This window comes from Pseudomonas sp. FBCC-B1667 (assembly GCF_059133255.1).
This window is the reverse complement of record NZ_CP101437.1, coordinates 4,422,994-4,446,598: the sequence shown is the minus strand read 5'-3', so window position 1 is coordinate 4,446,598 and position 23,605 is coordinate 4,422,994. Positions and strand designations below refer to the sequence as shown.

Annotated in this window: 19 protein-coding genes, 4 tRNA genes and 1 pseudogene; 16 read left to right on the top strand and 8 right to left on the bottom strand. The window is 56.1% G+C overall.

Features of this window, described 5'->3' with window-relative positions; genetic code table 11:
* Positions 1-106 precede the first annotated feature (106 nt).
* The gene (sstT, locus tag NL116_RS20535; RefSeq protein ID WP_494373784.1) at positions 107-1,339 is read right to left on the bottom strand and encodes a serine/threonine transporter SstT; all 1,233 of its coding nucleotides are present in this window, start codon (positions 1,337-1,339) and stop codon (positions 107-109) included.
* Positions 1,340-1,640: 301 nt separating this feature from the next.
* Between sstT and NL116_RS20530 the strand changes: the two genes are divergently transcribed.
* Positions 1,641-2,795, top strand: coding sequence for an MFS transporter (locus NL116_RS20530; RefSeq protein ID WP_027925389.1), 1,155 nt, complete (start codon positions 1,641-1,643; stop codon positions 2,793-2,795).
* Positions 2,796-2,799: 4 nt separating this feature from the next.
* On the opposite strand, the gene nhaR is transcribed toward NL116_RS20530, so the two are convergent.
* Positions 2,800-3,699 carry a transcriptional activator NhaR gene (gene nhaR, locus NL116_RS20525; protein ID WP_494373783.1) on the bottom strand — a complete coding sequence of 300 codons (900 nt, stop codon included), beginning with the start codon at positions 3,697-3,699 and terminating at the stop codon, positions 2,800-2,802.
* A gap of 135 nt (positions 3,700-3,834) precedes the next feature.
* Here nhaR and NL116_RS20520 point away from each other — a divergent pair, with 135 nt between their 5' ends.
* Positions 3,835-4,077, top strand: a complete 243-nt coding sequence (locus NL116_RS20520) for a hypothetical protein (RefSeq protein WP_123432408.1) — start codon at positions 3,835-3,837, stop codon at positions 4,075-4,077.
* 26 nt (positions 4,078-4,103) lie between these two features.
* Positions 4,104-4,853: a TerC family protein gene (locus tag NL116_RS20515; RefSeq protein ID WP_494373782.1), complete on the top strand. Its 750-nt coding sequence runs from the start codon at positions 4,104-4,106 to the stop codon at positions 4,851-4,853.
* 76 nt (positions 4,854-4,929) lie between these two features.
* Here NL116_RS20515 and NL116_RS20510 read toward each other — a convergent pair whose 3' ends face one another.
* Positions 4,930-5,088 (bottom strand): hypothetical protein, encoded by a 159-nt coding sequence (locus NL116_RS20510; protein WP_494378170.1) that lies wholly within the window; start codon positions 5,086-5,088, stop codon positions 4,930-4,932.
* A 178-nt stretch (positions 5,089-5,266) separates the two neighbouring features.
* Between NL116_RS20510 and NL116_RS20505 the strand changes: the two are divergent.
* The 3 genes and pseudogenes from NL116_RS20505 to NL116_RS20495 all read left to right on the top strand — a co-directional run bounded on the left by NL116_RS20505 (position 5,267) and on the right by NL116_RS20495 (position 6,528).
* Positions 5,267-5,994, top strand: a pseudogene (locus NL116_RS20505) (cysteine peptidase family C39 domain-containing protein).
* Positions 5,995-6,088: 94 nt separating this feature from the next.
* The gene (locus NL116_RS20500) at positions 6,089-6,295 is read left to right on the top strand and encodes a DUF6021 family protein (RefSeq protein ID WP_494373781.1); all 207 of its coding nucleotides are present in this window, start codon (positions 6,089-6,091) and stop codon (positions 6,293-6,295) included.
* 17 nt (positions 6,296-6,312) lie between these two features.
* A complete protein-coding gene (locus tag NL116_RS20495) occupies positions 6,313-6,528 on the top strand; it encodes a hypothetical protein (protein WP_494373780.1) in 216 nt (71 codons plus the stop codon).
* A gap of 276 nt (positions 6,529-6,804) precedes the next feature.
* On the opposite strand, the gene NL116_RS20490 is transcribed toward NL116_RS20495, so the two are convergent.
* The 3 genes from NL116_RS20490 to folD form a co-directional block, all read right to left on the bottom strand.
* Entirely contained in the window at positions 6,805-7,830 is a 1,026-nt protein-coding gene (locus tag NL116_RS20490) for an IS110 family RNA-guided transposase (protein WP_494373779.1), read from the bottom strand.
* Positions 7,831-7,940: 110 nt separating this feature from the next.
* Positions 7,941-8,879 carry a D-alanyl-D-alanine endopeptidase gene (pbpG, locus tag NL116_RS20485; RefSeq protein WP_494373778.1) on the bottom strand — a complete coding sequence of 313 codons (939 nt, stop codon included), beginning with the start codon at positions 8,877-8,879 and terminating at the stop codon, positions 7,941-7,943.
* 225 nt (positions 8,880-9,104) lie between these two features.
* A complete protein-coding gene (gene folD / locus NL116_RS20480; protein ID WP_494373777.1) occupies positions 9,105-9,959 on the bottom strand; it encodes a bifunctional methylenetetrahydrofolate dehydrogenase/methenyltetrahydrofolate cyclohydrolase FolD in 855 nt (284 codons plus the stop codon).
* A 274-nt stretch (positions 9,960-10,233) separates the two neighbouring features.
* Between folD and NL116_RS20475 the strand changes: the two genes are divergently transcribed.
* From NL116_RS20475 to NL116_RS20460, 4 genes are all read left to right on the top strand, one after another.
* Positions 10,234-10,310, top strand: a tRNA-Arg gene (locus tag NL116_RS20475).
* A 32-nt stretch (positions 10,311-10,342) separates the two neighbouring features.
* Positions 10,343-10,418, top strand: a tRNA-His gene (locus tag NL116_RS20470).
* Between the two features lie 56 nt (positions 10,419-10,474).
* Positions 10,475-10,559: transfer RNA gene (locus tag NL116_RS20465), tRNA-Leu, on the top strand.
* Positions 10,560-10,636: 77 nt separating this feature from the next.
* Positions 10,637-10,712 (top strand) — tRNA-His (locus tag NL116_RS20460).
* Between the two features lie 273 nt (positions 10,713-10,985).
* On the opposite strand, the gene NL116_RS20455 is transcribed toward NL116_RS20460, so the two are convergent.
* Both NL116_RS20455 and NL116_RS20450 read right to left on the bottom strand, forming a co-directional pair.
* Positions 10,986-12,524 (bottom strand): alginate O-acetyltransferase AlgX-related protein, encoded by a 1,539-nt coding sequence (locus NL116_RS20455; protein WP_494373776.1) that lies wholly within the window; start codon positions 12,522-12,524, stop codon positions 10,986-10,988.
* An 8-nt stretch (positions 12,525-12,532) separates the two neighbouring features.
* On the bottom strand, positions 12,533-14,032 hold the full coding sequence (locus NL116_RS20450) for an MBOAT family O-acyltransferase (RefSeq protein ID WP_494373775.1): 1,500 nt from the start codon (positions 14,030-14,032) through the stop codon (positions 12,533-12,535).
* Positions 14,033-15,048: 1,016 nt separating this feature from the next.
* Between NL116_RS20450 and tig the strand changes: the two genes are divergently transcribed.
* From tig to NL116_RS20420, 6 genes are all read left to right on the top strand, one after another.
* Positions 15,049-16,359: a trigger factor gene (gene tig, locus NL116_RS20445; RefSeq protein ID WP_494373774.1), complete on the top strand. Its 1,311-nt coding sequence runs from the start codon at positions 15,049-15,051 to the stop codon at positions 16,357-16,359.
* Between the two features lie 93 nt (positions 16,360-16,452).
* Positions 16,453-17,088, top strand: coding sequence for an ATP-dependent Clp endopeptidase proteolytic subunit ClpP (gene clpP, locus NL116_RS20440; protein WP_027926070.1), 636 nt, complete (start codon positions 16,453-16,455; stop codon positions 17,086-17,088).
* 112 nt (positions 17,089-17,200) lie between these two features.
* Positions 17,201-18,484 (top strand): ATP-dependent Clp protease ATP-binding subunit ClpX, encoded by a 1,284-nt coding sequence (gene clpX, locus NL116_RS20435; RefSeq protein WP_150749057.1) that lies wholly within the window; start codon positions 17,201-17,203, stop codon positions 18,482-18,484.
* Between the two features lie 161 nt (positions 18,485-18,645).
* Positions 18,646-21,042: an endopeptidase La gene (gene lon, locus NL116_RS20430; RefSeq protein ID WP_494373773.1), complete on the top strand. Its 2,397-nt coding sequence runs from the start codon at positions 18,646-18,648 to the stop codon at positions 21,040-21,042.
* A 149-nt stretch (positions 21,043-21,191) separates the two neighbouring features.
* Entirely contained in the window at positions 21,192-21,464 is a 273-nt protein-coding gene (locus tag NL116_RS20425; RefSeq protein ID WP_027926068.1) for an HU family DNA-binding protein, read from the top strand.
* A 233-nt stretch (positions 21,465-21,697) separates the two neighbouring features.
* The gene (locus NL116_RS20420; RefSeq protein ID WP_494373772.1) at positions 21,698-23,569 is read left to right on the top strand and encodes a SurA N-terminal domain-containing protein; all 1,872 of its coding nucleotides are present in this window, start codon (positions 21,698-21,700) and stop codon (positions 23,567-23,569) included.
* Positions 23,570-23,605 lie beyond the last annotated feature (36 nt).

Genomic DNA, 23,605 nt, shown 5'->3' with positions numbered 1-23,605 from the left:
TCGCACGAACATCATCAATCAAATCGGCGTTCTTGTTTCTGTGTTTCCCGGGATTCCGTGAAGAACCTTTTTTATATGCCAGTGTTGTTAACCAGCACCACTGGGGTCAGGCCAGGCGTTCGGCTTTGCGCTCTTCACCCAGGCAAGCCGCCGCCGTGAACAGCACATCGGTGGAAGAGTTCAGCGCCGTCTCCGCCGAGTCCTGCAACACACCAATGATAAAACCGACCGCCACCACCTGCATGGCGATCTCGCTCGGTATGCCGAACAGGCTGCACGCCAGCGGAATCAGCAACAACGAACCCCCCGCCACACCTGAAGCGCCACAGGCGCAAATCGCCGCGACGACGCTCAGCAGGATCGCGGTCGGAATGTCCACGGCGATGCCCAAGGTATGCACCGCCGCCAGGCTCAGCACCGTGATGGTGATCGCCGCGCCGGCCATGTTGATGGTCGCCCCCAACGGGATCGACACCGAATAGGTGTCTTCATGCAGACCCAGGCGCTTGCTCAATTCCAGATTGACCGGAATGTTCGCCGCCGAACTGCGGGTAAAGAATGCAGTGATGCCGCTCTCGCGCAGGCACATCAGCACCAGCGGATACGGGTTGCGGCGTAATTTCCAGAACACGATGATCGGGTTCATCACCAGCGCCACGAACAGCATGCAGCCGAGCAGCACGGCCAGCAAATGCGCGTAGCCGATCAAGGCACCGAAACCGGAGGTGGCAAGGGTCGAGGCCACCAGGCCGAAAATCCCCAGAGGGGCAAAACGGATCACCAGGCGCACGATCACGGTCACACCGTTGGACAGGTCCCCCAGCACCTCACGGGTGGTGTCGCCGGCATGGCGAATGGCGATGCCCATGCCGATGGCCCAGGCGAGGATGCCGATGAAGTTGGCGTTCATCAGTGCATTCACCGGGTTGTCGACCACGCTCAGCAGCAGGCTCTGCAAGACTTCGCCGATACCGCCCGGCGCGGTGACCGCGACGTCTTGTGTGGACAGCACCAGATTCGACGGGAACGTCATGCTGGCCACCACGGCGACCACCGCCGCCGCGAATGTACCAAGCAAATACAAAAACAGAATCGGCCGGATATGGGTTTCCTGGCCATGCTTGTGGTTGGCGATCGACGCCATGACCAGCACGAACACCAGAATCGGCGCGACGGCTTTCAGCGCCGAGACGAACACCTTGCCGATAAACGCAGTGGACCTCGCCACTTCAGGTGCAAACAGGGCCAAGGCGATACCGGCGATCAAGCCGATGATGATTTGCGTGACCAGGGTGGTGCGTTTCAGGCGTTGCAAGAGAGAAGGGGATGAAGCAGTCATAAACAGCATCTCTGATTTTTATAGGAGCAGGGTTTTGCAGGTATGCAGCAACAAACAGGGCAGGCCGCAGGTTTAGTGTCTCGGCTTAACAGGGTGTAAATTTTTCAGGGCGCGGACTTTATCACAGCGCAGGATCGATCCTTCAGACCTGTGACGATCTGCCGCCCGCGCAATCCACCCGATAAGCAGGTTCGTGCAACCCGTTTTGGAAACACTCTGTTAAGATTCGCCATCCTCATTTTCAAATCTGCCAGTGGGCCTTCGGGCTATTCGCTGGTGTCGTCGTTTTCTGGAGTTGTGCATGCTGTTGCCCATTCTTCTGTTGTCTGCCGCCGGTTTCACGGTGCTGACCACGGAATTCGTCATCGTCGGCCTGTTGCCGGCCATCGCCCGCGACCTTGAAGTCAGCATCCCGCAAGCGGGTTTGCTGGTGACGTTGTTCGCCTTTACCGTGGCCGCTTTCGGGCCGTTCCTGACCGCGTATTTCGCCCGCTTTGAACGCCGCAAGCTGTTCATCTCGGTGCTGATCATGTTCGGTCTGGCCAACACCCTCGCGGCGTTCGCGCCGAATATCTGGGTGATGGCTTTCGCCCGGTTGATTCCTGCACTCGGCTTGCCGGTGTTCTGGGCGCTGGCCAGCGAGACGGCGGTGGACATCGTCGGGCCGGACTACGCCGGGCGTGCCATCGCCAAGATTGGTTTCGGCATTGTCTGCGCCACGGTGTTCGGCATTCCGGTGGGCACGCTGATTTCCGATGCGTTCGGCTGGCGCAGCGCCTTCGGCATTCTGGCGGTCATCGCCTTTGCCAAGGCCTTGCTGCTGTTTATCTACCTGCCGAAAACCAACCTGCACCAGCATCAGGTCAGTTTTCGCTCGCAGTTCAAGATCCTGCGCAGCCCGCTCATGATCGGCCATGTGCTGCTGTCGATTGTGGTCTTCAGCGGCATGTTCACCGCGTACACCTACCTGGCGGACATCCTTGAGCGTCTGGCCGGTTTCAACGGCACAGTGGTCGGCTGGTGCCTGATGGGCTTCGGCGCGGTCGGGCTGATCGGCAATTCGCTAGGCGGTCGCGCGGTGGACCGTCATCCGTTGATTGCTTCGGTAATGTTCTGCGCCTTCATGATTGCCGGCCTGGTGGCGCTGGTGCCGAACATTCATTCGCCCCTTGGTCTGGCGGCGGCGATGGGCATCTGGGGCGTGACGCAGGCAGCGTTGTTCCTGGTCAGCCATGTGCGCCTGATGAAAGCGGCGCCCGAAGCGCCGGCGTTCGCCGCGTCGCTGAACATTGCCGGGGCCAACCTCGGCATCGGCCTGGGCGCGATGGTCGGCGGTCGGGTGATTGACAACTTCGGGCTGCAAGGCCTTGGGTTCGCGGCGGCCGCTTTTATCCTCGCCTCGATTCTGCTGGCGATTGCGCTGATGACTTTCAAGCCGCGTGAAATCTGCGCCTGAGGTTTTACAGTTCGGTAAACAGCTCGCGTCGGGCACCTTCGGTAATGGCGACAATGCCGGGGTGCTTGACCTTGCGTTCCACTGAAATGGCGTAGAACGACTCGGTCACGGCGTCGGTCTGGCCAATTACCTCCACGCCATATTGGCGTTTCACTTCATCGGCAATCACGCTAGGGCCGATGAAGATCCCGCTGCCGGACTGACCAAACGCCTGCATCAAGGCGCTGTCATCGAACTCGCCAACAATGCGCGGCTGGATCTGCTGCTCGGCGAACCAGCGCTGCAAGCGGTTACGCACCACAGTTTCCGGTCCCGGAATCAACAGCGGTGCACCGTGCAGGCTGCGAGGGAAATCCTGGCCGTACCGCGCGGCCAGTTCCGCCGTGGCGAAGAAGCTGATCCCGCATTCCCCGAGTTTCTGGCTATAACCCTTGATGTCGAGGTGCGAGGGCATCGGGCTGTCGGAAATCACCATGTCCAGGCGCTGGATCGCCAAGTCGGCGAGCAATCGTTCCAGTTTGTCTTCGCGACAGGTGATGCGCAGCGGCTCGCTCAATTCCATGGTCGGCGCGATCAGCCGATAAACGATGGACTTGGGTACGACGTCCGCGACACCGACTCGAAACTGGATCTGCTGTTCGTTGGGCTGCGCTCGCAACATCAATTCGAGTTCGCCGCCTAGCTGAAACATCTGCTCGGCGTAGGGCAGGGCCTGTCGGCCTGCTTCGGTGAGTTCCAGTTGCCGGCCCACCCGTTGAAACAGTTCGATGCCGAAGGTTTGCTCAAGCAGGGAAATCTGCCCGCTGATGGTCTGCGGTGTCAGGTTTAGTTGCTCGCAGGCACGCACGATGCTGCCGGTCTTGGCCACCACCCAGAAGTAATGCAATTGCCGATAATTGAGCATGATGTTCTACAGTTCGTAAAAATCGAAGTATAACCGCTAAAAATACGAATTTTCCTGAAGTGTTTGGCTCCCTAGAATGCGTCGCTATCAACGGGCCGCTGTATTGGTGCCGTTTGTTCTAACGAGGGAAGCATCATGAAGATCACCACCACGGCTGTGCTGTTCGCGTCTTTACTGGTATTGGCCGGTTGCGACCAGGCCGAAAAAAGTGCCCAGCAACTGATGGGCAAGGCCGCCGAAAGCGCCAAACAGGCGATTGACGACACCCACAAAGCGGCCGAACAAGCACTCAGCGACGCCACTGGCGGTCTGATCAGCAAGAAAGAATCAGCGGGCGAAGACAAAGACAAAACCGAAGCTTCGTCCCAGGAAATCTAACGTCTAATACGAGTCAGGACTGACCCATGGAATACCTTTTAGAACTTGCTGCAAGCCCCACCGCCTGGGTCGCCTTGGCCACGCTGATTGTCATGGAGATCGTGCTCGGCATCGATAACCTGATCTTCATCTCGATCCTGACCAACAAGCTGCCTGAGCAACACCGGCAGAAAGCCCGCCGCATCGGTATCGGCATGGCGCTGATCCTGCGCCTGGGTCTGCTGAGCACCATCGCGTTTATCGTCCAGTTGACGGCGCCTGTGATCGAAATCCTCGGCCACGCGTTCTCCTGGAAGGACATGATTCTGATTGCCGGCGGCCTGTTCCTGTTGTGGAAAGCCACCACCGAGATCCATCACAGCATGGACCCGGCACCTGAAGATCCAAAGTCGGCGACGTCGACCGTGACCTTGGGCTTTGCCGCTGCAATCGGGCAGATCCTGATGCTGGACATGGTGTTCTCCATCGACAGCATCATCACCGCAGTCGGCATGACCGAGCATTTGCCGATCATGATCATCGCGGTGGTGGTGTCGGTACTGGTGATGTTGCTGGCAGCTGATCCGTTGGCCAAGTTCATTAATGACAACCCGACGGTGGTGATGCTGGCGCTGGGCTTCCTGATCATGATCGGCATGACGCTGATCGCCGAAGGCTTCGGCGCCCACGTACCGAAAGGCTACGTCTACGCGGCCATGGCGTTCTCGGCAACGATCGAGTGCTTGAACATGATGTCGCGAAGGGCCAAGCAGAAGCGCGTTGCTGCTGACGCTTGATCGACGATAACTGAAAAGGGCCGCCTGAATACGAAAGTGTTCAGGCGGCCCTTTTTTTGAAGGCGGAAAATGCCGGTCAGTGCACGGCGGCATGACGGGCGGCGGACTTCTCGGTGGTCGCTTCAGGCGGTGATTGAATCGGGTGGTGATGGTGCCGCCGGGTAATGCGCAGGACTCCCCACAACATGGCGGCGGCAACGGCCAGCCAGCCGGAAATCAACATCACGATCGTCATTGTCAGGCTCATCGTGCCTCCTCTTTGCCCTGCATCGGGCACACACGCTATGCAATGGACAGTCTAGTCGGTGCTGTGTGTCAGGCAATTGACCAAAGGTCGCCTGTCACTAACCGGTTCGCTCTATCGAATGCAGGTAACTGCCGGTTAAGGCTATACCGCCGTCGCGCGGCATCCTATGATCGACGGCCTAGCCGGGAGCCTGTTGCCCGGCGTCTGAACAAGAGAGTGAAGATGGAGCGGGTATTTTCTCGAATTCGCACGGCGGCGCTGATTGTGGGCTGTGTGGCCGGGTTGGCCGGGTGCGCCGGGAGCGTTGCGCCCGAGATCAAGCGCCTGCCGGAGCGGGTGGAACTCAGCGGTACGTTCTATCGCGGGCAGGCCTTTCAAAGCGGACCGCAAGTGCTGGCCAGCCTGTTGGCGCAACAGGGCATCGTCATTACCCCAGGCTTGCTGGAAAAACCCCTGCACTTGCCGGGTGCCGAGGACAAGTTGCAGGAAAACATGCAGAACCTGGCTCGCGACTACGGAATGGTGGTGTATCCCCTCGACAGCACGTTGCCTGCGCTGCTGACTCAGGTCGCCGCCGGCTATCCGGTGATGGTGCGCTTCACCGAAGGCACCGCGCTCTGGGCTAAACCGCGCTACGCCATTCTCGCCGGGTACAACCGCAAGAAGCAGACCGTGCTGTTGCGCGCAGGTATGAATCATCGGGACATGATGAGTTTCAGTTCGTTTGAATCGTCGTTCAAGGACGCAGGCGGCTGGGCCGTGCTGATCCAGAAGCCGAACCAGATTCCCGTCAACGTTGATCAGCAGCGTTGGCTCAAGGCAGCGAAAGATCTGGGGCAGGCTGGCCAGGAGCAAGCGGCGGCGCGAGCCGTTAAGGCCCTGACCACGCAGTAAACGTCCGTTCGTCATTCTGCAGGCACTGCTGCGTTTGCTGACTCTCTAAGGTAAAGAGCCCGGATTTGTCCGGGCCGCATCCAAGGAGGCGCCCATGCCACATTCCACTACCCCTGTCGGCCCGCATTCGTCTGAGCACTCTTCGGACGATGAGTTGGGGTTCGATCCAGATTCGCCGGACCTCGCCGACCCCCAGGTCGACCCCATCGGTCCGGCCAAGGCGCCCAGGGACGTGAAACCGGGCGACCACCGCAAGGCGCCAGCGAAGCCTTACGACCCCCTCGCTGACCTGAAACCCTGAGCCCTGATGAGGTGCCTATGTCTACCGATTCGAGTTTCGATGACAAACGTCCGGACAGCGTGCCTACCATGCCCGAAGAAGACATCGATCCGGTGATGGATCCGGACAGCCCGCTGCGCGATCCTCTGGCCAGGCCTGTGGTGGTGCCGACAGAACATCCCCACGGTTGGAGAGATCCGAGCAAGGGAGATGGCATTCCGGATGATGACCAGATGCCGTTGCCGAACGACTGACCAATGCCAGGCGAAAAAATCTATGGTCACCCCATTTTTTGCAATACTGATTAACGGGTGAAGTGGTTGGCTTGCTTAAATCTATCCGGCGTCTGTTGGGGCAAACCCCGCGCCACGATGAGAGTCGCGCCTGACGATCCTTGAAAAAGCCCACGGCTTTATTAAGCCAAATTTTTCGTCAGGATCTTCGTCAGGCCGGTCGGCCGTTCACGTCATCTGTTGTTCAGCTATCGCAAAACCTGAAGGGTGAGTCGTGGTACTGCAACAACCGCAGGGTCAAGCAGCCATGCTGATTGGCCCTGCTTCAAACTCGGTATGGTTGGCCGCTATCGCCCAAGCGATACGGGCCAGCTTGTTGGCCAAGGCGCAGGCCACTACATTGGAGTGGCGTCGCATCAGCAGCGAGCGTACCCAGTCCGCCAGGGGGCCTTTCTGGTACTCCAGATGCTGCAGGTAAACCCTAGCGCACTGCACCAGTAGGCGTCGCAAGTTCTTGTCGCCGCGCTTGCTGATCCCCAGCAAATTGGCCTTGCCACCGGTACTGTATTGTCTGGGCACCAAGCCAACGGAGGCCGCAAAGTCACGGCTACAGCCGTATTGCTTACCGTCGCCCATTTCCACAGCCAGCAGGCTGGCGGTGATCGGACCGACACACGGCAGGCTCAGTAAGCGAGTGCCCAGATCATCGTCAGCCAGTTGGCCTGCCAGCTCTTTATCCAATGCCTTGATTTGTTCATCCAGGTAGACGAAGTGATCGTGCAGGCGCTGCAACAGAACTGTCAGCCGAACGGGTAATTCATATTCCGCCAGGATGCTGGCCAAGCGTTTCATCATGACCAGTCCTGGTGGAAGGCTGATGCCGAACTCCAGCAGAAAACCATGCATTTGATTAACGGCCTTGGTGCGATCATGAATCAGCGATTCGCGCAGGCGATGCAAAACGGAAAGGGTTTGCTGAGCCTCAGTCTTTGGCGAAACAAAGCGCATCGATGGCCGCGAAGCGGCTTCACAAATGGCTTCGGCATCGACGAAATCGTTTTTGTTGCCTTTGACGAAGGGCTTAACGAATTGCGGGGAAATCAGCCTGGCTTGATGCCCCATGGCCATCAGCTCGCGAGCAACGAAATGCGCCCCGGCGCAGGCCTCCATCACCACCGTGCAGGCTGGCAGGTTGCCGAAGAAGCACATCATCTGCTGACGTGAACACTTCTTGCGAAACAGCTCTCGCCCCGACTTTTCCTGGCCGTGCAGGTGGAAGGTATGTTTGCCGAGGTCAATACCGACCAGCGCTAAATCGCTCATGGTGATGGTCTCCAAAATAAAACACCCTGCGAAAGCGTAGCCCTCGCAGGGTGTGGGGGTGACCATCTCATTAAGCCCCGACGGTTCGGGGCTTTTTTGTGAGCGCCTGTTTATTTCGAGGCTTCAACCACGCCGCTCTGGCGGTGCTTGAGGTTCTTGTCGGATTTGTACTGCAAGGCAACGGATGGCACTTCTGCGCCCTTGCCGGTTTCGACCCAGTTGCGGATACGGGTGGCGTCGGCAAAGTGGGTGTACTTGCCATAGGCATCGAGGATGACCAGCGCAACCTGGCGATTACCCATGCTGGTCACCAGCACCAGGCAGTGACCCGCTTCGTTGGTGAAGCCGGTTTTCGTAAGCTGGATGTCCCAGTCCGCTTTGCGCACCAAGTGGTCGGTATTGCGGAAACCCAAGCTGTAGTTGGGTTTACGGAACGACACGGTTTTTTCCTTGGTGGTGCTCAATTCAGTCAACAGCGGATATTTGTGCGCAGCCACTAGCAGTTTGCTCAGGTCACGGGCAGTAGATACGTTACGCGGGGACAGGCCGGTCGGCTCGACGAAGTGGGTGTTGACCATGCCCAGCGCCTTGGCCTTGGCGTTCATCGCGGCGATGAATGCCGCATAGCCGCCCGGATAGTGATGGGCCAGACTCGCTGCTGCGCGGTTTTCCGAAGACATCAGGGCAATCAACAGCATTTCCCGGCGGGGCATTTCACTGTTGAGTTTGACTCGGGAAAAAACACCCTTCATTTCCGGAGTGTCACTGATGTTGATGTTGATGTATTCGTCCATGTTCTGGCGGGCTTCTACAATGACCAGGCCGGTCATCAGTTTGCTGACAGACGCAATCGGCACAACCACGTCAGGGTTGCTGGCGTAGATGATTTTGTTGGTCTGCATATCCATGACTAATGAGCTGCCTGACGCAAGCTTGAGATGTTGCGCATCTCGAGGCGCCGCGGTGGTATCGCCAGCGCTGGCGATTGGCGTGATGAAAGTCCCTGTAACTGCAAAAACTAGGCTCAGGATGGAAAGACGGATTTTCACGCTGGCAGACTCATTATGTGTTGATAAGCCGTTTTGTAACGGGCTATTTCGTAAAAGCGCGACATTCTGGAGTATGGCTGAATAACTGTCGATGGTTGTTCAAGTAACAGGCGAAAGTCCTGTGAAACATGAAAAAAATGTCATTTTCAGGCGGGTGGTAGGGCGTTTTCTTCGGGCAAAAAGAACCCCGCCGTGGGCGGGGTCGTTTTACTTCTGCTTTGAAACTCAGCTGTGCAGGGTTTCCGCCGCGTACAGTGTGTTTTCCAGCAGGCAGGCACGGGTCATCGGGCCGACGCCGCCAGGGACCGGAGTGATCCAGCCAGCGCGGGGCAGTGCGGTTTCATAGACCACGTCGCCGACCAGTTTGCCGTCTTCCTGGCGGTTGATCCCAACGTCGATCACGATTGCGCCTTCCTTGATCCACTCACCCTTGACCAGGCCAGGTTTGCCAGCGGCCACCACCACCAGATCGGCACGGCCCACGTGGCCGGCCAGGTCCTTGGTGAAGCGGTGGGTGACGGTCACAGTGCAACCGGCCAGCAACAACTCCATCGCCATCGGGCGGCCGACAATGTTGGACGCCCCGACAATCACTGCATCCAGCCCGTAAAGATCGACACCGGTACTTTCCAGCAGGGTCATGATGCCTTTAGGGGTGCAAGGGCGCAGCAGCGGAATACGCTGGGCCAGGCGACCGACGTTATAAGGATGGAAACCGTCGACGTCTTTGTCCGGACGAATGCGCTCCAGCAATTTGGAGGCGTCCAGGTGTTCAGGTAGCGGAAGCTGAAGCAGGACGCCGTCGATTGCCGGGTCGTCGTTCAGACGATCGATCAGGTCGGTCAGCGCTTCTTGAGTGGTTTCGGAAGGCAGGTCATAGGCTTGGGAGATAAAGCCGACCTCTTCACAGTCTTTACGCTTGTGCGAGACATAAACCTGAGAGGCGGGATCGCTGCCGACCAGGATCACGGCGAGGCCAGGTGTACGCAAGCCTTGCTCGCGACGCTCGGCAACTCGTTTGGCGATCTGCTGGCGCAGGCTGGCGGCGATCGATTTGCCGTCGATTAGTTGTGCAGTCATTGCGCGTGATTAACCATCGAGAGGGGAAAAAAAGAGAACGCATTCTCGCATGTCATGAGGTGAGGGCAAAGGCGCTTGGTCTGCAAATTCCCCTAACTCCTTTAATTAAATGAATTTTTTTTAAAAAGGATTTGACGACCTTCAGGGGGCTCTATACTATTCGTCGCACTTGTCGGGCACAGCCTAGCACTGGTTAAGAAGGTCGAGCGGGACTTAGGTTTCGCAAGACTGGAAAGCACTTAGTTTGTAGTCCTCCAAGAGTACAAATTACAAGGCGCCCGTAGCTCAGCTGGATAGAGCATCCGCCTTCTAAGCGGATGGTCGCAGGTTCGAGTCCTGCCGGGTGCGCCATTAGGCAGCTTTGGCACAAGTAGCGCAATATGGTGGGCGTAGCTCAGTTGGTAGAGCACGGGATTGTGACTCCCGTTGTCGAGGGTTCGATCCCCTTCGTCCACCCCATATTTCGAAAGGCGCCAGATTAACAGTCTGGCGCCTTTGCTTTAACAGCTTCAACCGCGGATGTGGTGGAATTGGTAGACACACTGGATTTAGGTTCCAGCGCCGCGAGGCGTAAGAGTTCGAGTCTCTTCATCCGCACCAAATAAAGCTTCACTCATGCCGATAGGCTTGGTTGGGGTCAGCAGGGGAGTTTTATTACTTCTTTGTCACGCAATATGGTGGGCGTAGCTCAGTTGGTAGAGCACGGGATTGTGACTCCCGTTGTCGAGGGTTCGATCCCCTTCGTCCACCCCATATTCGAAAGGCGCCAGACTTAACAGTCTGGCGCTTTTTTTTGGTTTAAAAGCGACGCAGGTCCCGAAGGGGTTGCGTCTTTTTTTTTGTCCATGCTTTTGCGTCACTGCACCCCGCCGGTATCGTTCAGTGTTTGGCGAGGCGTAGGGTGACTGAGGAGTTGTAGTGGGGTTGTTTGGCGGGGGATGGTCGTTGCCTTGGTCGCATCCAGGGGCAGCGCTCAATCTTGTGCCGCCCTTCGGGAAGAAGGGCGGGCTTGTGCTGTAGCGCTGTCTATCGAGCGCCAGGGGCTTTCAGATCGAAGCTTGGGTTGTTCAGCTTGAAGTGAGAGCAGACGTTTTGTGCGTCGATATCAATGCGAACCCGGTTAATAGTCGCGTCGGTATTCCATTTTGGTATCGTGCGAAGATCAATCTGATGTTGCCCTGACGGGGCTGAGAATCTCGCGCTGTGTGCCTCATCGTATGAGGCTTGTCCAGCTTCAAGCCAAAATAGCTGTAGCGGAATTGATGCTGTGTTGTCAGAGCAGGTCAGGTCGATGTTCAGGTGCTGCGGGTTTGCTTGTGTGGCCGTATTTGAGAGGGCGAAATCAACAAAGGCATCCGTTCCGTTGATTTGGTAATCGTTCTTGGACGGACCTTGTAGCAGATCGTGCACGCCTACTGGCGTCGACGTTTTGGCGACTTTGAATTCACTGCTGTCAGCATTGAAGGCCGGAGGTGGGTAAATGGCAAACCACGGTGTTCTCGCGGCGCGTTCGACAACAGTAACGAACACATAATCCGGCTTCCATTTTTCAACGAGTTCGGCAAAGCGGCCGCCGGGCTTGATAGCCTCGCTCCAGTGAAGTTGGAGTACCTCGCTAAACGTCGCGTCCATCAGCGGTGACAGGGCGTTGCCATATGAATCTCTCAGCCACAGTACCTTTTTATTGTTAAGTGCCCCTGCAGAAGTGACCAGCAACGGTGTCATCGGCGAGGCAATCACTGGATTGCCACCTTTGGCGAGTATCTGTTTGGTGTCGAAATCGGTTTGAGTGGTTTCTACCGCTGGCATGGATCCGTTCAAGATTGGATTGCGTTCGGAAAAGCTTCCTTGGAGTCGAAGAAATTTCGCCAGATCGCCGCCAATCCCTGGGTCGACTCTAAGTAACTCATACGCCATCTCGGGTGGCCATCTCAGTTCGGGTGTGCTTTTTCCGATCTGTTGGGAAAAAGCACGGAACGCGACTCCGGCGCCCAGGGCATTCCAATGGGTATCGGTTTTGAAATAAAGAACTTCTTCCTGCGTCTCTTTGGCGCTTAGTAATGCTGGCCTGAGATCAACAAAATGTTCTCCGTTCGTTTGTGCGAACAGAGTGTCAGTGGGGTTGGAGGGCGCGGGCTTGGCCCAGTTCGGCATGTGTTCCGGGTAAATCGTGCCTTTGTTCGGTCCGACCAAAATTCGGAAGGCCTTTACTCCTTTGCTGGAAAGGTAAGCGTCCCACGCTTCGGTGGCAGCTCCGATTTCCTTGGCGAGTTGGATATCGCTCTCAGTCGCGGGACGCCTGTCATCGGACAGGGTCGCTTGATAAAGGTCGCCTAGATAAAGCCAGCCATCCTTTCCGATAATCACTTGCTTCGGATCTGTGCTGATCCCGAATGGGTACAGCGCAGACGCTGTCCAGCGGGATGCGAAGTCCATGTTGTAAAGGAAGGCCTTTTCCTGCAAGTGAATGGCGTCCCGATTCGGTGCGATCAATATGTTGATAGCTGGAACTGCAAGCAGTACCACGGCAGCCGATAGTAAAAAAGCGAATACGCTACGTTTCATAGAGGGCATCAAAAGTTGAAGTAAAGAAAGACTGAGCTAGTGGCCGCCAACGTAAAACACATCGCCACTGAGAACAGGGCGGCGCCGTAGGTCACCTTCCATCGGCCGATCGTCCCGGTTGCCATTTCCATCGAGTTCTTTTGGGTGATGATCGTAAAAGCGATGATGATTGCCGCGAAAGTGGGTAGTTGGCCGACAAGGCTTGCGGGTGTTACCTGTAATGCCAGGTCTGACAACCATCCGCCCCAGGACAGGTCTGATGTCGGAACGGATGCGCTGGTGTGGTCAAGAGCAGAGCGGAGGTCGACCATTCCGCTGAGTACTCGCCACGCATCATCCAGTGTTTTGGCGCGGAAAAAGACCCATGTGATGTTGACGAACATGAAGGTGACGAACCAGGCCAGTGCCGGTGTCATCGGGCGGCGCAAGCGCGCCCAGAAACGATGGATTACAAGGGCTGCGCCATGCATGGCTCCCCAGATCACGAACATCCAGGTGGCGCCATGCCATAGGCCGCCCAGAACGAATGTGGCAAAGAGGTTGAAATAAGTTCGATATTCTCCAGAGCGATTTCCGCCCAAAGGAATATAAAGATAATCGCGGAGAAAGTTGCTGAGCGTGATATGCCAGCGCCGCCAGAAGTCCTGGATGCTCAGGGCTTTGTAGGGTGAGTTGAAGTTTATCGGTAGCCAGACATTGAACAGCAGGGATGCCCCAATGGCCATGTCGCAATAGCCACTGAAGTCAAAATAAAGCTGGAAGGTATAGGAAAGGCTTGTAGCCCAGGCAGCAAAGAAGCCAAGCGTCTGGCCGCCATCAAATCCTGCTGTTGCCCAGACCGCAAAATTATCGGCGATGACTACTTTCTTGAAAAGCCCGATCGAAAAAATAAACAGGCCTCTAAGGATGTTCGGGTATCTGCGGGCCAGCGTCCAGCGTGATGAGAACTGCGGCATTATCTGGCGGTGATGAACGATCGGGCCGGCAATCAGGTGCGGGAAAAATGTTACAAACAGCGAGTAATTCAGCAGGTCATACTCGGCCGTTTCGCCTCGGTAGCTGTCCACCAGGTAAACAATTTGAGTGAAGGTGAAGAAGCTGATAGCCAGTGGCAGCAGGATATGAGGGAGTGGGAGATTTGTGCCGGCGATAATATTAATATTACTAAGTAAAAAGTCGGTGTATTTGAAGTAGCCCAGTAGCAGTAAGTTGGCGGCGATACCGGTCGTCAGAACTATTTTTCTGTTTACTCCGTGGTGTGGCTTTTTAGTCTCTCGGAGGGATTGTTCATGCGCTTGGGCGAGTCCGGTACCGATTGCGAAATTCAAAAATATGGAACCCAGGATAAGGGGCAGATACTGGATATCCCAATACGCATAAAAGAACAGGCTTGCCGCAACCAACCAGACCTTTCCGGCAGTAATCAGGCGTCGATGATTTAGCCAAAAGTATACAAAAAACGAAATCGGCAGAAAAATCAGAATGAACTGCCATGAGCTAAAAATCATGTGGGATGAGGCCGGCTAGGGTTTATGAGTTCGGTAGGCATATATCGAGGGCCGCTCAGCAATAAAAGGAGAGGGTTGTACTACCGATATGAAGGTCTGGGTGTTGCATCCAAGCGGGAGCGAGTGGTAAAGCCCGACCCGTTTCGCAGCCCGATTACAGTCAATTTTGGACGGGGCGCATGGTATCGTCGCCTTAGGGGGAAGTCCACTCATGCGGGGGTGGTTTCGCTTGTAGGGTATCTGTGGTTTACGGGCAGTATTGCTGGTGTGATGTTCCGCCGTTTTGCCTTGGTGTTGCCTGCTACTTGAGCATGGCAACTCCTAACTTGATGACGGAAGTACTGTCCGGAAACAGGCCGGTTGTTCTCTTTTGTCTTTGCTTAGGGGGACATCTCGTCTCTGTCGCGCGTGGGGGCGGCTCAAAAATGCAGTGCGTCCAAACGTGCGATTTGTAAAGTCATAACGTGTACAATGCGTAGCTTTTAGGGGCGCTTGGTTTCTGGCGATCGGCTTATGCTGTTGATTTTTTTGGCGTTTCTGTAGCCTAATAGCGCTTTGGTCCGCAGCGAGGGAGATTTCTGGTCTTCCCGACTATCCAAGCAAACAGCTGAGCTACTAGCAGATTGCGGCGTGGCACCTGAAGAGGGCTGCGCCGTTTTTGTTTTCAGGTCAAAATTTTGCGGCCGCGGTTTCCGGGGGTGAAAAGGGTGGAACGGGTTGTCGTATTTGTGTTGCTCGATGATGCCGATTCGCCCGTCGGTCTCCTTGTGAGGTCGACTGTCAGGGACTGGATTGCCGATTCCTTCTATATAGAAGGATTGGTGCAGAGCCCTGGCGTGACTGGCTGTATTTGCAAACAGGGCGAGGCACAACCGTTTGTCCCCGCCTATTAACTGCCTGCTGCGTTTTTACCCGTTTTCAGTAGGGTGACTTCTTGAGTTTGACCCACTAGAATGCATGCCCTTGATTCTGGGGTCGGAAACGGCCGGCTAACGTCTGTGCAACGAGGAATATCCATGCAAGTTTCTGTTGAAAATACTTCTGCTCTTGAGCGCCGCATGAGCATCACCGTGCCGGCTGAGCGCATCGAGACTCAGGTCAACAAGCGTCTGCAGCAGACTGCCCAAAAGGCCAAGATTGCTGGCTTCCGTCCAGGCAAAGTGCCAATGAGCGAAATCAAGCGCCGTTTCGGTGCTGATGCGCGTCAAGAAGCCGTGGGCGATGTGATCCAGTCTTCTTTCTACGAAGCTGTTGTTGAGCAAAAGCTGAACCCGGCTGGCGCACCTTCGATCGAGCCTAAGTCGATTGAAGCGGGCAAGGACCTTGAATACGTCGCTATTTTCGAAGTGTTCCCTGAGTTCACCGTTGCCGGCTTTGACGGTATCACCGTAGAGCGCCTGAGCGCTGATGTGGCTGATGCCGATCTGGACAAAATGCTGGACATCCTGCGCAAGCAGAACACTCGTTTCGAAGTGGCCGATCGCGCTGCTCAGAACGAAGACCAGCTGAACATCGATTTCGTTGGCAAGGTTGACGGTGAAGTGTTCGCTGGCGGCTCCGCCAAAGGCACTCAGCTGGTGCTGGGCTCCGGTCGCATGATCCCCGGCTTCGAAGACGGTCTGGTTGGCGCTAAAGCCGGCGAAGAGCGTGTTCTGAACCTGACTTTCCCGGCTGACTACCAGAACCTGGATCTGGCTGGCAAAACTGCCGAGTTCACTGTCACCGTGAACACTGTTTCCGAGCCAAAACTGCCAGAGCTGAACGAAGAATTCTTCGCTCAATTCGGCATCAAGGAAACTGGCCTGGAAGGCTTCCGCACCGAAGTTCGCAAGAACATGGAGCGCGAACTGCGTCAGGCGATCAAATCCAAGGTCAAGAATCAGGTCATGGACGGCCTGCTGGCCACCAACCCGATCGAAGTGCCTAAGGCTCTGTTGTCCAACGAAGTTGACCGTCTGCGCGTGCAGGCTGTCCAGCAGTTCGGCGGCAACATCAAGCCTGACCAACTGCCGGCCGAGCTGTTCGAAGAACAAGCCAAGCGTCGCGTTGTGCTGGGTCTGATCGTGGCTGAAGTGGTCAAGCAATTCGACCTCAAGCCTGACGAAACCCGCGTTCGCGAAATGATTCAGGAAATGGCCTCGGCTTACCAAGAGCCTGAGCAGGTTGTGTCTTGGTACTACAAGAACGACCAGCAACTGAACGAAGTCCGTTCGGTTGTGCTGGAAGAACAAGTTGTGGATACTGTTCTGCAGAAAGCTAGCGTGACCGACAAATCGGTCTCTTACGAAGAAGCAGTCAAGCCGGTAGAAGCTCCACAAGCCGACTGATCGTTTTTGCGGTAAGAAGCACACACCATAAGCCAGCCTTCGTGCTGGCTTATGCGTATTCAAGACATAACTATTTGGGAGTGACTGCAGAGCATGTTCCGTAATTCGTATATTCAGCAGAACTCTGATATCCAGGCCGCAGGCGGCCTGGTCCCGATGGTTGTCGAGCAGTCAGCTCGTGGCGAGCGCGCCTATGACATCTACTCGCGACTTCTGAAGGAGCGAGTGATCTTTCTGGTTGGTCCGGTAGAGGACTACATGGCCAACCTGATCTGTGCGCAATTGCTGTTCCTTGAAGCGGAAAACCCGGACAAGGACATCCATCTCTACATCAACTCGCCGGGCGGTTCGGTGACTGCGGGTATGTCGATCTACGACACCATGCAGTTCATCAAGCCAAACGTATCGACCACCTGTATCGGTCAAGCGTGCAGCATGGGTGCGTTTCTGTTGACCGCCGGTGCACAGGGCAAGCGTTACTGCCTGCCAAACTCGCGTGTGATGATTCACCAGCCTCTGGGCGGTTTCCAGGGCCAGGCTTCGGATATTGAAATCCATGCCAAGGAAATCCTCTTCATTCGTGAGCGTCTGAACACGCTGATGGCCAAGCATAGCGGGCGCACTCTTGAAGAAATCGAGCGCGACACCAACCGCGATAATTTCATGAGTGCAGAAGCGGCGCGTGATTACGGCTTGATCGATGAAGTGATCAGCCAGCGCCCCGCTTAAAATAAGCAGCTCAAAATAAGGTTGGTCGGCGGGTCCGATCACCTGCGGGCTTGAAAAAGCCCGCAATAGCCTTCATCTTGTGTTGCAAGCCTATCGGATTTGGATCGAACGAATGACTGACACCCGCAACGGCGAGGACAACGGCAAGCTGCTCTATTGCTCCTTCTGTGGCAAAAGCCAGCATGAAGTACGCAAGTTGATTGCCGGCCCCTCGGTCTTTATCTGCGACGAGTGCGTCGACCTGTGCAATGACATCATCCGAGAGGAGGTGCAGGAAGCCCAGGCCGAAAGCAGCGCGCATAAATTGCCTTCGCCTAAAGAAATCAGCGGCATCCTTGATCAGTACGTGATTGGTCAGGAGCGTGCGAAAAAGGTTCTGGCCGTAGCGGTGTACAACCACTACAAACGCCTGAATCAGCGTGACAAGAAAAATGACGACGTCGAACTCGGCAAGAGCAACATCTTGCTGATCGGCCCGACAGGCTCGGGTAAAACCCTGCTTGCCGAAACACTGGCTCGTTTGCTGAACGTTCCGTTCACCATTGCCGACGCAACCACCCTCACTGAGGCGGGTTATGTGGGTGAAGATGTCGAGAACATCATTCAGAAGCTGCTGCAGAAGTGCGATTACGACGTGGAAAAAGCCCAGATGGGCATTGTCTACATCGACGAAATCGACAAGATTTCGCGCAAGTCTGACAACCCGTCGATCACTCGGGATGTTTCCGGTGAAGGCGTGCAGCAGGCCCTGCTCAAGTTGATCGAAGGCACGGTCGCTTCCGTTCCGCCTCAAGGTGGTCGAAAGCATCCGCAGCAGGAATTCCTTCAGGTCGACACCCGTAACATCCTGTTCATCTGCGGTGGTGCGTTCTCTGGTCTGGAAAAGGTTATTCAAAACCGTTCCACCAAGGGCGGCATCGGTTTCAACGCAGAAGTGCGCAGCAAGGAAGAAGGCAAGAAAGTCGGTGAGTCCCTGCGTGAAGTCGAGCCTGACGATCTGGTCAAGTTCGGTCTGATCCCGGAATTCGTCGGTCGTCTGCCGGTACTTGCGACGCTGGACGAGCTTGATGAGGCTGCGCTGATGCAGATTCTCACCGAGCCGAAAAATGCTCTGACCAAGCAATATGCCAAGTTGTTCGAGATGGAAGGCGTGGACCTGGAATTCCGGGCCGACGCACTGAAATCGGTCGCCAAACGTGCCCTGGAACGCAAGACCGGTGCCCGTGGACTGCGTTCGATTCTCGAGGGTGTATTGCTCGACACTATGTATGAAATCCCCTCGCAGTCCGAGGTGAGTAAAGTAGTGATCGACGAAAGCGTTATAGAGGGCAAGTCCAAGCCGCTGTATATCTACGAAAACAGTGAGCCTGCTGCCAAGGCCGTGCCAGACGCTTAAGCGTCACACAGCTGGTACAAAGAAGGGGCCTTCGGGCCCCTTTGCTTTTACTGCGTTTTATCACTGTCTTTGCGCTTGTTTTTTTTGAAGGCAGCCCCCATCTTGGTTTCAAGCTTACTTCCATCTGTTTCCGGCCTTATGGCCGCCGTAGAGGCGAAATCATGAAGACAACCATCGAATTGCCTCTCCTGCCATTGCGTGATGTTGTGGTTTATCCGCACATGGTTATCCCGCTGTTCGTGGGGCGCGAGAAATCCATCGAAGCCCTCGAGGCTGCGATGACGGGCGACAAGCAGATCCTTCTGCTGGCTCAGAGAAACCCTGCTGACGATGATCCCGGTGAAGATGCACTTTATCGCGTAGGTACGATCGCGACCGTTCTGCAGCTGCTCAAGCTGCCTGACGGCACTGTAAAGGTTCTGGTCGAAGGCGAGCAGCGGGGCGCCGTGGAGCGCTTCAGCGAAGTGGACGGCCACTGCCGTGCCGAAGTCTCGTTGATCGACGAAGTCGACGCGCCAGAGCGTGAGTCGGAAGTATTCGTGCGCAGCCTGCTGGCTCAGTTCGAACAATATGTGCAGCTGGGCAAGAAAGTCCCGGCTGAAGTGCTGTCGTCGCTCAACAGTATCGACGAGCCAGGCCGTCTGGTCGACACCATGGCCGCGCACATGGCCCTGAAGATCGAACAGAAGCAGGAAATCCTCGAAATCATCGATTTGTCGGCCCGGGTCGAGCACGTTCTGGCGTTGCTGGATGCCGAGATCGATCTGCTGCAAGTCGAAAAACGCATTCGCGGTCGCGTCAAAAAACAAATGGAGCGCAGCCAGCGCGAGTACTACCTGAATGAGCAGATGAAGGCCATTCAGAAGGAGCTCGGCGACAGCGACGAAGGCCACAACGAAATCGAAGAGCTGAAAAAGCGCATCGATGCTGCCGGCCTGCCGAAAGATGCCTTGGCCAAAGCCCAGGGTGAGCTGAACAAGCTGAAACAGATGTCGCCAATGTCTGCAGAAGCGACCGTGGTGCGTTCGTACATCGACTGGCTGGTTCAGGTTCCTTGGAAGGCTCAGAGCAAAGTGCGCCTGGATCTTGCGCGCGCTGAAGACATTCTCGATGCAGACCACTACGGTCTGGAAGAAGTCAAAGAGCGGATCCTCGAATACCTCGCCGTGCAAAAGCGCGTGAAGAAAATTCGTGGCCCGGTGTTGTGCCTGGTAGGTCCTCCTGGCGTAGGTAAAACCTCGCTGGCGGAGTCGATTGCCCACGCCACTAACCGCAAATTCGTGCGTATGGCCCTCGGTGGCGTGCGTGACGAAGCCGAAATCCGTGGTCATCGCCGTACTTACATCGGTTCGATGCCAGGAAGATTGATTCAAAAAATGACAAAGGTGGGCGTTCGCAACCCGCTGTTCCTGCTCGATGAAATCGACAAGATGGGCAGCGACATGCGTGGCGATCCGGCGTCGGCGTTGCTGGAAGTGCTCGATCCCGAGCAGAACCACAACTTCAACGATCACTACCTGGAAGTCGACTACGACCTGTCCGATGTGATGTTCCTGTGCACCTCGAACTCCATGAACATTCCGCCGGCATTGCTGGACCGGATGGAAGTGATTCGCCTGCCGGGCTACACCGAAGACGAGAAAATCAACATCGCCGTGAAATACCTCTCGCCGAAGCAGATCACTGCCAATGGCCTGAAGAAAGGCGAGCTGGAATTCGACGCCGAGGCGATCCGCGACATCATCCGCTACTACACCCGTGAAGCCGGCGTACGTGGGCTGGAGCGCCAGATTGCAAAGGTCTGCCGCAAAGCGGTCAAAGAACATGCAATGGAAAAACGCTTCTCGGTAAAAGTGACTGCCGAGATGCTCGAACACTTCCTGGGCGTGCGTAAATTCCGCTACGGCCTCGCTGAGTCGCAGGACCAGATCGGTCAGGTGACCGGGTTGGCGTGGACGCAAGTGGGCGGCGAATTGCTGACTATCGAAGCCGCGGTCGTACCGGGCAAGGGTCAGTTGATCAAGACCGGTTCTCTGGGCGATGTGATGGTCGAATCGATCACCGCAGCGCTGACCGTGGTCCGCAGCCGTGCGAAAAGCCTGGGAATCCCCTTGGACTTTCACGAGAAGCGCGACACGCATATTCACATGCCGGAAGGGGCGACCCCTAAGGACGGCCCTAGCGCCGGTGTGGGCATGTGCACGGCCCTGGTGTCGGCACTGACCGGGATTCCGGTGCGCGCAGACGTCGCGATGACGGGTGAAATTACCCTGCGTGGCCAAGTGCTGGCGATTGGCGGTTTGAAAGAAAAACTGCTTGCTGCACACCGTGGCGGGATCAAGACAGTGATCATTCCTGAAGAGAACGTTCGCGATTTGAAGGAAATTCCTGACAATATCAAGCAAGATCTGCAGATTAAACCGGTTAAATGGATTGACGAGGTCCTGCAAATTGCGCTGCAATACGCGCCGGAGCCCCTGCCTGATGTGGCTCCAGAGATTGTTGCAAAGGATGAAAAACGCGAGTCTGACCCTAAGGAAAGAATTAGCACGCATTAGTACGCATTTGGCTGGGTGGCTTCCTTGACAGCTTTTTAGAGCCCTTGTTATAAAGCGGCTCTTAAGTGTCTGTAGGCCATTCAGCACTCGTTTTTGTTTTCACCAAAAAAACTTAGAATCATACTCAAATAGATATAAGGGGACTTAGAGTGAACAAGTCGGAACTGATTGATGCTATCGCCGTATCTGCGGACATCTCCAAAGCCAGCGCTGGTAAAGCCCTGGATGCAGTAATCGAATCCGTCACTGGCGCTCTCAAGGCTGGCGACTCCGTTGTTCTGGTTGGTTTCGGTACTTTCTCCGTCACTGATCGTCCAGCTCGCATTGGTCGTAACCCACAAACCGGTAAGACGCTGGAAATCGCAGCAGCCAAAAAACCAGGTTTCAAAGCCGGTAAAGCCCTGAAAGAAGCTGTCAACTAAGTTCGATTCAGGTTTTTGCCTATCCGGGTCGGGGTCATGCCTGACCTGGCAGCGGAGCGGTAGTCCAGTCGGCAAGTTGCCGGTCCGAGACACCGAGGGTCGCTTGTTCGAACCCTCGGTCCGCTCCGCCAGTTACGAGAAGGCGCATCCCCGGATGCGCCTTTCTTCTATCCGGATTCTACCCACGCTCCACGGTTGCCTAATTTTGAAGTTCAACCGTTTCTGGGGGACGCATGCTGCAGAATATCAGGGACAATTCACAAGGCTGGATTGCCAAGACCATTATCGGGGTCATCGTTGCATTGATGGCTTTGACCGGTTTCGATGCCATTTTCAAGGCCACTACGCACAGCAATGATGCGGCCAAGGTCAATGGCGAAGAAATCAGCCAGAACGAGCTGAGCCAGGCGGTTGATATGCAACGCCGTCAGCTCATGCAACAGCTGGGCAAGGATTTCGATGCTTCCTTGCTCGACGAAAAAATGCTGCGCGAGTCAGCCCTCAAAGGCTTGATCGATCGCAAATTGCTGCTGCAAGGCGCACAGAACTCGAAGTTCGCTTTCTCTGAAGCGGCCCTGGACCAAGTGATCCTGCAGACGCCTGAATTCCAGGTTGACGGCAAGTTCAGCCCGGAGCGTTTCGACCAGGTGATCCGTCAGCTCGGCTATAGCCGTATGCAGTTCCGCCAGATGCTGGCTCAGGAAATGCTGATCGGTCAGCTGCGCGCTGGCCTGGCCGGTAGCGGTTTCGTCACTGACGCTCAGGTGTTGGCCTTCGCTCGTCTGGAAAAACAGACCCGCGATTTCGCTTCGCTGAACGTCAAGGCTGACCCGGCGGCTGTGAAGCTGACCGACGAAGAAGTCAAAGCCTACTACGACGAACACGCCAAGGAGTTCATGACGCCGGATCAGGTGGTCATCGACTACCTGGAATTGAAGAAGGCTTCCTTCTTTGATCAGGTCGCCGTCAAGGACGAAGACCTGCAAGCGGCGTATCAGAAAGAAACCGCGAACCTGTCCGAACAACGTCGGGCTGCGCACATTCTGATCGAAGTGAACGACAAAGTGACCGAGGCGCAAGCCAAGGCCAAGATCGAAGACGTGCAGGCACGCCTGGCCAAAGGCGAGAAATTCGAGGCCCTGGCCAAAGAGTTCTCCCAGGACCCGGGTTCGGCCAACAATGGTGGTGACCTCGGTTACGCAGGTCCTGGCGTCTACGACCCGGCCTTTGAAAAAGCCCTGTATTCGCTGACCAAGGATCAAGTCTCGGAACCGGTTCGTACCGACTTCGGTTTCCACTTGATCAAACTGTTGGGTGTGGAAGCACCTGAAGTGCCGACGTTTGCCAGCCTGAAAGACAAGCTGACCCGCGAGCTGAAAACCCAGCAAGTCGAGCAGCGTTTCGTCGAGGCAACCAAGCAACTGGAAGACGCCTCGTTCGAAGCGTCCGACTTGGCCCAGCCGGCGCAAGACCTGAAGCTGACCATCCACACTTCCAAGCCATTTGGTCGTGAAGGCGGTGAGGGCATTGCGGCCAATCGTGCAGTAGTAACCGCAGCGTTCAGTCCTGAAGTGCTGGATGAAGGTGCCAACAGCACCGCCATCGAACTCGATCCGGAAACCGTGATTGTGTTGCGCGCCAAGGAACACCTGAAACCAGCACAGCTGCCGCTGGAAGCCGTTAACACGGCCATCCGCACGCAATTGGCCAAGGAGCACGCCAGCTCAGCTGCCAAGACCAAGGCTGAGCAGCTGATTGTCAGCCTGCGCGACGGCAAGACCCCGCTGGATAAGGCGATCGACGGCCAGAGCTGGAAAGTGACCGAAGCGGCTACCCGCGCTCAGGAAGGGGTTGACCCAACTGTGTTGCAGGCGCTGTTCCGGATGCCCAAGCCTGCCGCCAAGGACAAGCCGACCTTCAGCAACGTGACCCTGGCCGATGGTAGCCTGGTGATCGTGCGTCTGAACAACGTGAACGAAGCGGCCGCGCCGACCGAAGAAGAGAAGGCTCAATACCGCCGCTTCCTCGCCTCGCGCATTGGCCAGCAAGACTTCGCGGCTTACCGTAAGCAGCTGGAAAGCGAAGCAGACATCAAGCGTTATTGATGCCGGATTGAGCTCTCGCTATACAAAGACCCTGGC

Coding starts and splice junctions, on each gene's coding strand:
- NL116_RS20530 (WP_027925389.1), top strand. CDS start 1,641: ATGCTGTTGCCCATTCTTCTGTTGTCTGCCGCCGGTTTCACGGTGCTG.
- lon (WP_494373773.1), top strand. CDS start 18,646: ATGAAGACAACCATCGAATTGCCTCTCCTGCCATTGCGTGATGTTGTG.
- clpX (WP_150749057.1), top strand. CDS start 17,201: ATGACTGACACCCGCAACGGCGAGGACAACGGCAAGCTGCTCTATTGC.
- NL116_RS20495 (WP_494373780.1), top strand. CDS start 6,313: ATGTCTACCGATTCGAGTTTCGATGACAAACGTCCGGACAGCGTGCCT.
- folD (WP_494373777.1), bottom strand. CDS start 9,959: ATGACTGCACAACTAATCGACGGCAAATCGATCGCCGCCAGCCTGCGC.
- NL116_RS20510 (WP_494378170.1), bottom strand. CDS start 5,088: ATGACGATCGTGATGTTGATTTCCGGCTGGCTGGCCGTTGCCGCCGCC.
- NL116_RS20450 (WP_494373775.1), bottom strand. CDS start 14,032: ATGATTTTTAGCTCATGGCAGTTCATTCTGATTTTTCTGCCGATTTCG.
- NL116_RS20490 (WP_494373779.1), bottom strand. CDS start 7,830: ATGAGCGATTTAGCGCTGGTCGGTATTGACCTCGGCAAACATACCTTC.
- clpP (WP_027926070.1), top strand. CDS start 16,453: ATGTTCCGTAATTCGTATATTCAGCAGAACTCTGATATCCAGGCCGCA.
- nhaR (WP_494373783.1), bottom strand. CDS start 3,699: ATGCTCAATTATCGGCAATTGCATTACTTCTGGGTGGTGGCCAAGACC.
- NL116_RS20420 (WP_494373772.1), top strand. CDS start 21,698: ATGCTGCAGAATATCAGGGACAATTCACAAGGCTGGATTGCCAAGACC.
- NL116_RS20500 (WP_494373781.1), top strand. CDS start 6,089: ATGCCACATTCCACTACCCCTGTCGGCCCGCATTCGTCTGAGCACTCT.
- sstT (WP_494373784.1), bottom strand. CDS start 1,339: ATGACTGCTTCATCCCCTTCTCTCTTGCAACGCCTGAAACGCACCACC.
- NL116_RS20520 (WP_123432408.1), top strand. CDS start 3,835: ATGAAGATCACCACCACGGCTGTGCTGTTCGCGTCTTTACTGGTATTG.
- NL116_RS20455 (WP_494373776.1), bottom strand. CDS start 12,524: ATGAAACGTAGCGTATTCGCTTTTTTACTATCGGCTGCCGTGGTACTG.
- tig (WP_494373774.1), top strand. CDS start 15,049: ATGCAAGTTTCTGTTGAAAATACTTCTGCTCTTGAGCGCCGCATGAGC.
- NL116_RS20515 (WP_494373782.1), top strand. CDS start 4,104: ATGGAATACCTTTTAGAACTTGCTGCAAGCCCCACCGCCTGGGTCGCC.